The sequence below is a fragment of the Mesorhizobium sp. M4A.F.Ca.ET.050.02.1.1 genome (assembly GCF_003997725.1).
GTDB lineage: Bacteria > Pseudomonadota > Alphaproteobacteria > Rhizobiales > Rhizobiaceae > Mesorhizobium.
The window spans coordinates 1-7,621 of the sequence record NZ_RZSG01000252.1; the positions used below are offsets into that span (position 1 = coordinate 1).

General features: G+C 65.4%; 8 protein-coding genes. 2 read left to right on the forward strand and 6 right to left on the reverse strand.

Annotated features, from left to right (window positions below):
* The 4 genes from EOA33_RS17650 to EOA33_RS17665 all read right to left on the reverse strand — a co-directional run.
* A partial coding sequence (locus tag EOA33_RS17650; protein WP_127406185.1) for an aldehyde dehydrogenase family protein occupies positions 1 to 952 on the reverse strand: 952 nt, incomplete at its 3' end.
* On the reverse strand, positions 949 to 1,998 hold the full coding sequence (locus tag EOA33_RS17655) for an LLM class flavin-dependent oxidoreductase (RefSeq protein ID WP_126058971.1): 1,050 nt from the start codon (positions 1,996 to 1,998) through the stop codon (positions 949 to 951). The genes EOA33_RS17655 and EOA33_RS17650, both read right to left, overlap by 4 nt.
* A gap of 5 nt (positions 1,999 to 2,003) precedes the next feature.
* Positions 2,004 to 3,791, reverse strand: a complete 1,788-nt coding sequence (locus EOA33_RS17660; protein WP_127406186.1) for an alpha/beta fold hydrolase — start codon at positions 3,789 to 3,791, stop codon at positions 2,004 to 2,006.
* Positions 3,784 to 4,371, reverse strand: coding sequence for an amino acid synthesis family protein (locus tag EOA33_RS17665; protein ID WP_126058973.1), 588 nt, complete (start codon positions 4,369 to 4,371; stop codon positions 3,784 to 3,786). Before EOA33_RS17665 ends, EOA33_RS17660 begins: the two co-directional genes overlap by 8 nt.
* A 236-nt stretch (positions 4,372 to 4,607) precedes the next feature.
* On the opposite strand from EOA33_RS17665, the gene EOA33_RS17670 reads away from it, so the two are divergent.
* On the forward strand, positions 4,608 to 5,285 hold the full coding sequence (locus EOA33_RS17670) for a GntR family transcriptional regulator (RefSeq protein WP_126058974.1): 678 nt from the start codon (positions 4,608 to 4,610) through the stop codon (positions 5,283 to 5,285).
* Positions 5,286 to 5,351: 66 nt separating this feature from the next.
* Here the strand turns inward: EOA33_RS17670 and EOA33_RS17675 are convergent, their stop codons facing one another.
* Both EOA33_RS17675 and EOA33_RS17680 read right to left on the reverse strand, forming a co-directional pair.
* The gene (locus EOA33_RS17675) at positions 5,352 to 5,657 is read right to left on the reverse strand and encodes a hypothetical protein (protein ID WP_126059409.1); all 306 of its coding nucleotides are present in this window, start codon (positions 5,655 to 5,657) and stop codon (positions 5,352 to 5,354) included.
* Positions 5,658 to 5,870: 213 nt separating this feature from the next.
* Entirely contained in the window at positions 5,871 to 6,902 is a 1,032-nt protein-coding gene (locus EOA33_RS17680; RefSeq protein ID WP_127406187.1) for a hydroxyacid dehydrogenase, read from the reverse strand.
* 123 nt (positions 6,903 to 7,025) lie between these two features.
* Between EOA33_RS17680 and EOA33_RS17685 the strand changes: the two genes are divergently transcribed.
* A partial coding sequence (locus EOA33_RS17685; RefSeq protein ID WP_145989178.1) for a LacI family DNA-binding transcriptional regulator occupies positions 7,026 to 7,621 on the forward strand: 596 nt, incomplete at its 3' end.

Consider the following 7,621-nt stretch of genomic DNA (forward strand, 5'->3'; position numbering starts at 1 on the left):
CCTGTGGATCGCCGATGGCGATGGCTTCGGCCTTCCGCTTCAGCCGGGCAAGGAATTCGTCCTTCACCGAGCGCTCGACCAGGAGGCGCGAGCCGGCGACGCAGCTCTGCCCGGTCGCGGCGAAAATGCCGGCGACCACGGCGTTGGCGGCGCTGTCGAGATCGGCGTCGGCGAACACGACGACCGGGCTTTTGCCGCCGAGCTCGAGCGTCGTGTAGGCGAGGTTCTCAGCCGTGTTGGCGACGATCTGGCGGGCGGTCGAGGGGCCGCCGGTGAAGGCGACGCGGGCGACGAGCGGGTGGCTGGTCAGGCGGCGTCCGCAATCGTGGCCGAAGCCGGTCAGGATGTTGACGGCGCCCGCCGGGAAGCCGGCCTCGTGGACCAGCTCGGCGAAGGCGAGCAGCGGCGCCGGGCCATCCTCGGAAGCCTTGAGGACGACGGTGCACCCGGCTGCCAGCGCCGGACCGAGCTTGACCGCCGACAAGAAGAGCTGCGAATTCCAGGGCACGACTGCGGCAACGACGCCGATCGGCTCCGGCCGCACCGTCACCTCCATGTCGGCCTTGTCGATCGGAATGAAAGCTCCTTCGTGCTTGTCGGCCAGCCCGCCATAGTAGCGGTAGTAGTCGCCGACATAGGCGATCTGGGCGCGCGTCTCGCGGATGATCTTGCCGGTGTCGCGGGTCTCCAACTCGGCCAGCCAGCCCGCATTGGCGGCGACGAGCTCGCCGAGCCTGACCAAGTGCTTGCCGCGCGCCGTTGCCGTCAGCGAGGCCCAGGGGCCGGAACGCAGCGCCCGGTGCGCGGCCTCGACGGCGCGGTCGACATCGGCGACGCCAGCGGCCGGCATCGTCGCCCAGGGGGTCCCGGTCGAAGGATCGATACTGTCGAAGGTCGCCGCGGCCTCGACGAACTCCCCGTCTATGTAATTCTTGAAGGCTACGGTGCTCATCGCGACCCCGCCTGGAAGGCCGGCATCACCCTGTCGATGAAGAGCCGCAGGGACTTCTTCTTGCGCTCATGCGAGAGGCCGCTGTCGATCCAGATCGAATATTGGTCGTAGCCCTGCGCTTCATAGGTCTTCAGCCGGGCGATCACCTCGTCGGCCTCGCCGATGACGAGGTTCTGCCTGATCTTGTCCGGCGCGTATTGCGGCATGGCCGCAATCTCTTCCTCGGTCAGCGGCTCGAGGATGCCCTGATGCACCGGCTTCTTGTTCTGGAACCAGGCGCCGAACTGGCAGTAGAACAGCGACAGATCCTGCGCCAGACGGTCGGCGTCGGCGGTGTCCTCGGCCACGAATGTGTGCATCAGGAGCATGATTTCCGGCCGCGCGATGTCCGGATGGGCCTGGCAGGCGGTGTTGAACCGCTCCATCAGGCTCGCCACCTCGCCGTCGCCGGAGGCAAGCGGCGTCACTTGCACATTGCATTTGTTGGCGACGGCGAAGTCGTGCGAGTTCGGATCGCGGGCCGCCACCCAGATCGGTGGGTAGGGGGCTTGCAAGGGCTTGGGCGAGGAGGTGGTCGGCGGGAAGGACCAGAACTCGCCGGACAACTCGAAATCACCGTCCCAGAGGCCGCGCAGCGCCGGCACCATCTCGCGCATGCGCTGGCCGGCGCCCCAGGCGTCCAGCCCTGGGAAGAGCCGCTGATACTCATAGCTGTAGGCGCCGCGCGCGATGCCGATGTCGAGCCGGCCGTCGGTGATGATGTCGGCCATCGCCGCTTCGCCGGCGAGTTTGATCGGGTGCCAGAAGGGCGCGATGATGGTGCCGGTGCCGAGGCGGATGCTTGAAGTCTTGGCGGCGAGATAGGCGATGTTGACGAACGGGTTCGGCGAGATGGTGAACTCCATGCCGTGATGCTCGCCGATCCAGGCGGCCTCGAAGCCTGCCTGCTCGGCCAGCACGACGAGTTCTTCCAACTCCGCCAGCAGTTCGGATTGCGGCTTGGCCAGATCCGAGCGCTCCATATGGACGAAAAGCGAAAACTTCATCGGTCTCACCCGTGGCCGGAATGGATTGCTGCTGACGGCGCGGCCTTGGCGAGTGGCCGGACCTCGCCTTCGACCTCATTGCCGACATAGACGCCGAACTGATCCTCGGTGCGCTCGCGTGCATAGCGGGCGAGCATCGAGCGCACCGCCGGATCGGCGATCTTGAGATCGGCCATCCGGTCGATGTCGACAAGCCTGACGTGGCCGTCGCCGGACAGGGGCGCGCCTACCGTGCCGCGATAGTAGACATGGGTGCGCGAGGCGTCCGTCGCATCGTCCCAGACCGCGTAGAGGAAGCCAAGATCGGCGTCGATCGCCTTGGCTGCAAGCTTTCCCCTGAGACTGCGGGCATCGCTCGCGGCGCCGAGGCCACGTCCGGCCGGCAACTGGTGGGAGCCGTCCGCCGCCTCGAGGAAGAGCACGCGGCCATCGCTCTCGAGGATGGCGCCGACCTCGGTTCCGGGCGGTGCCGCGGCAAGCGCTTCCTGGCTGAGGCCCGGCGTGACATAGGCGCCCCGGCAATAGCCCAATGGCTGGGCGCCGTTGTGGGTGAAATCGTGGACCCGGCCGATGAGGATCGAATGGTCGCCGGCATCCACCAATTGCTCCATGCCGCAATCGAAGACCGCGACAGACCCGTCGATCACCGGATTCCCGGTCTGGCCCGGCTGCCAGACCACCGACGCGAACTTGTCGGCCGCCTTGGAGGCGAAAATGCCGGACGCGGCCTTCTGGTCTTCCGACAGGATGTTGATGGCGAATCCCCTGGAGGTCGAGAAGGCCTGGTGCCCCAGCGCCTTCTTGGCGATGCAGACAAGCACCAGCGGTGGCTCGAGCGAAACGGAGGTGAAGGAGTTGGCGGTGAAGCCGCGCGGGTCTCCTGCCTCGTCCACCGTGGTGACGATGGTGACGCCGGTCAGGAAGGAGCCCAGCGCGCGGCGGAACTCGATTGGGTCGAAAGCGGTTTGGGCGCTTGCGGCAACGTCGGCCGCGCGATCGAGAAAGGCCGTGATGTGCTGAGTCACTTTCTTGGGCGAAGCAATTGTCATCATGTGCTTTTCTCCACTCAGCACCAGGCATTGTCCTGATGGCGCGCGCCGCGCCATGGCGGCGGACATTGCGGGGGTGGAATTGCGATCCTCCGATCCGGTGATGAACAGCGCCGGCGTGGCAAGCTCGGCCAGGCGATCGACATGGGCTGTGTCGGCGCTGGCAAAGAGGCGATAGGTGCGGGCGTAGCCTTCGGCATCGACGCTCTCGAGCGCGGTTCGCGCGGTCGCGGCGGCGTCGGCCAGATCCGGCGGGATCGGATCGCCGAACCAGCGCGCGATCGTCGCGGCGATGGCCTGGGGATCGCCATGGCCGCCGAGGGCGGCCGCCCGTTCGCGCACCGCTTGCGCAAGTTCCGGCGGGCGGCGGAAGACGGCGTTGAGGCAAATGACGGAACTGACACGCGACGGCGCGCGCAGCGCGATCTCCTGCGCGACCAGCGCGCCCATGGAATGGCCGACAACCGCGACGCGGTCGAGGCCGAGATGGTCGAGCAGGCGGATCGCTTGGTCGGCGAAGTCCGCCAGCCCGGCATCCTGCGGCGGCAGCGGCGAGCCGCCATGGCCGAGCATGTCGATGGCGATCAGGTCGAAGCGGTCCTGCATCAAGGCGATCTGCGGCCGCCAGATCGCCGCGCCCATGCCGACACCATGGATCAGCAGAACCGGCGCGCCGGAACCGGCCCGGATGAAGCCGGTGGCGTCAGGAGCCTTGCCCAGGGCCAGTGCGGCGGCGTCAGCCATGCAGATCCCCGAGTTCCTTCAAGTCCTGGTAGCGGTCGCCGATGCGATGATGCGGGCGGCCGCCGATCGACGCGCCGAGCGCCACCACCAGCTCGTCTGGGGCTGGCGCATCGCCAATCTGGAAATGCACCGTGAGATAATGCGAGCGGCGACCCTCATCGTTCTTGTCCATAAGCGGGATCATGATCGGCGTGTTCGGCCCGCCGCGCAGATTGGTGAAGGCGAGATAGGTCTTGGCGCCGACGGCGCGGCGATAGTGGTTGCCGAAATGCAGTGTGTGGATCAGCGCCGAAGCGTGCTCGACTTCGCCCGACGTGCCGCAGATGGCGGCCTTGCCGTAGCCTTCGATCGCTTCGCCGGAGCCGGCGACGCCAATGATCTCATTGGTCAGCGTTTCGCCGAGCACCGGGGCAACGGCGCGGATCTCGGGCGACAGGTCCTCAGTGAATCCGCGTCCGGCCCACGGGTTGGTCAGCACCGCCGCGACGCCGATCAGGCGCAGCGGCCGGGGCGCCGCCTTGCCGCCTTCGATCAGCGTGTTCTCGACATAGGTCACGATCTTGCGGATGGCCGGTTTCATGAGATTCCTCGGACGAAACGGCGCAATGCGGTTTCGTCGTTTCTATCGACGTCTTATGGTATACCATAATATGGAGAGCCAAGTGCCTTGTCAATCGGCCATGGAATCTGTTTTTGTGGCGAGGCGAGAGCGTCTCACCGTTTCATGGAAACGGCCAACCGCTCTATCTCTTTGTTTTGAAGCGCAATTCCTGACAGAACACTTTTCTGGAATTGCTCGTAGAGGGCGGAAGAAGAATGCCTGACGACACGCTTCGGATCGACCGCTCTGCCAAGACGCTACGGACGCTGGCGCTGGAGCGCATGCGCGAGGCGATCATGGATTTCCACTTCCAGCCCGGCGAGAGGCTGGTCGAGCGGCCGCTCTGCGACCAGCTCGGCGTCAGCCGTTCGGTCGTACGCGAGGTGTTGCGGCAACTGGAGGCAGAGGGCCTGGTGCAGATGGTTCCGGGCCACGGACCGGCCGTGGCCAAGCCGGACCTCGGCCGCACCGACGAGATCTACGAACTGCGCGCGCTGCTGGAAGGCATCGCCGCGCGCGCCTGCGCGACGTCCGCCACCAAGGAGCAGATCGCTCTCCTCGACGACGCCCTGGAAAAGCTGCTCGAAGCCTGGGCCTCGGGCGCCCCGGTGGAGGTCATGCGGGCGACCGCCAGCTTCTACGAGGTGCTGTTCGAAGCCGCCGACAAGCGCATCGCCTGGGAGATCGTCACCGGGCTCAACGTTCGCATCAATCAACTGCGTTCGATGACCATCGCGTCGGAGAACCGCCGCGAGCCGGCCATCGCCGAGATGAATGCGATCATGGACGCCATCCGCTCACGCAGGCCGGAGGAAGCGGAGGCGGCGGCGCGGCGACATGTCGAGTCCGCCTGGCGGATCGCCCGGGATGCGCTTCGGCTGGGGTCGTTGTAGAATCCCGGCCGGCAAGAAAACGGCCCCGCAGGCGGAGCCGTTTCATCCATTGCGATACCGGCAGGCCTATTTGCTGCCGCCGTTTGCCTTGACGCTGCTGCAGAACTCCGGATGACTGTTGGTGGGATTGGCGTTCTTCGCTTCGTCATCGCAGGCCGACATCATCGCCATCTGATCTTCCGGCGACAGCGCCTTCCAGGCCTTCACGAAATCGTCGTTGCTAACCATCGTCTTCATGGTGGAGTCTGTATAGAAGGGCTGCATCTTGGCCGGGTCGTCGAGTGCCGACGTGCCAGTCTCTCCTGCGGCCAACGCGGAGCCGGCGACCATCGAAAGCGCCATGGCGCCGAGCCATATCATCTTGATGTTCACGATATATCCTCCTGTTGCTTTGGGATCGTCGAAGCAACGATCAAAGGCCAAACGACAGGTTTGGACGAAGGTTCCATGATGAAGCGGATTGCGAGATGATAATTCTGCCAAGATAGGATCTAGCGGAAAATGAACCTTTTTGGTCGCCCCGCGTTCGATTTAATTGTTCTTTGCCGCCGCGTGCAGCGAGTTGCGAAGGGTGGCGTTTTGCCCTCAATTCTTGTCGACCGGCTTCGACCGCATCCTGGAAACGGTCTCGCGTTCCGCCCGCTTGGAGCGCAGCGGCGGCAGCCCGCGGTCGATCAGGTCCATATCCTCCAGCACCATGTCGCCCATGCGCTTGAAGGCGACGTCGAGCGCGCCGGCGCGGTGAGCGGAGCGTAGGAAGCCGGGCAGCCCGCGCACCGGATGGTCCCTGGCCAACGGCTCCTCCGGAAAGACATCGCTTGCGGCGACGATCTGACCGCTGCGAACCGCCTCCATCAGCGCCGGGAAGTCGACGACACCGGCTCGGCTGAGCAGGATAAAAGCGGCGCCCGTGCGCATTTTGGCGAAGGCCTCGGCACCGAGGAAGCCCTGGTTCTCGCTGGTCACCGAGGCGACGACGAAGACGAAATCGCTTTCCGACAGCACCTTGTCGAGCGAGGCCGGCTCGACGCCGTTGTCGATGAGGATCGACGGCGGCAGCCAGGGATCGAATACCCTGGTGCGGGTGCGGAAGCCAGTCAGCAGCCGGTTCAGCGCGCGGCCTAGATCGCCGAAGCCGATGATGCCGACTTCGGCGCCGCTCAGCAGCCGCGCGGTCGCATTGCCGTCGCCGCCCCACAGTTCCTTTCCCTGCCGGAAGGCAAGGTCGGCATCGACGATGTCGCGCGCCAGGTTGAGCGCCATGGCAAGGCCGAGCTCGGCCACCGGCTCGGCGAAGACCAGCCCGGTGGTGACGACATGGACGCCGCGCTGAAACAGCGTATCGTAGGGCATGTTGTTGACGAGATTGGTCTCGACATTGAAGATGCAGCGCAGCACCTTCAGCGTCTCCAGCGTCTCGGAACTGATCGGCGGCTGGCCGACGATGTAGCGCGCCTCGGCCAATATGTCGGAAGGCAACCTTGCCACCATCTCAGGCGTTGTTTCGACGATGCGATATTTTTTGCGAAAGCGTGCCAGCTGCGGCGGTGTGAAGATCAGTTCGAGGGTGCGCGGCTCAGGCGCGCTGATGACCAGCGGCAAGGCATTTTTTGACATGATGTTTCCTCCCGGCGCGACCGGACCGTGCCATTCACAACCGTGTTTTACTCCGGATTAAACGATTTACAACTTTGAAAAATCGATTTATCGATTGATGTGGCAAGCCTCAGGAGGAGGACAATGGCGAAGGAGGCCCAGCAGCGCCGTGCGTCGATCCACGACGTGGCAAGCCGTGCCGGCGTGTCCGCCGCCACCGTCTCCAAGGTGCTGGCTGGCGTCACCACGGTGAAGCCCGAAAACGCCCAGCGCGTCTTCGATGCCGTCGAACTGCTCGGTTACCGCGTCGATCCGCTGGCCTCCGACATGCGCCGGGCCAAGCGCCGCATCATCGGCGCCATCATGCCCGAGTTCGAAAGCGAGTTCTTCGGCCAGATGGTCAGCGAGCTCGAGGGTCTCGCCGAGCAACGAGGCTTCACGCTGGTCGCCGCCTCCAGTCGTGAATCGGAAGCGCGCGAGAAGGAGATCCTTGCCCGCATGCATGACTGGCGTGTCGCCGGCGTGGTGCTGGCGCCGGTGCGCAATGAGCATGGGCCGGCGGCCGGCTTCATGAAGGCTAATGGCATGACCGGCGTGCTGATCGACCGCGTCCTCGCCGACGATGCTTTCGACACGGTCTCGGCCGACAGCGCCGCGGCAAGCGCCGACGTGGCGCGCGCGCTTGTCGGAAAGGGCCATCGCCACATACTGGTCGTCGGCCTCGGGCAGCAGGCAGCGAC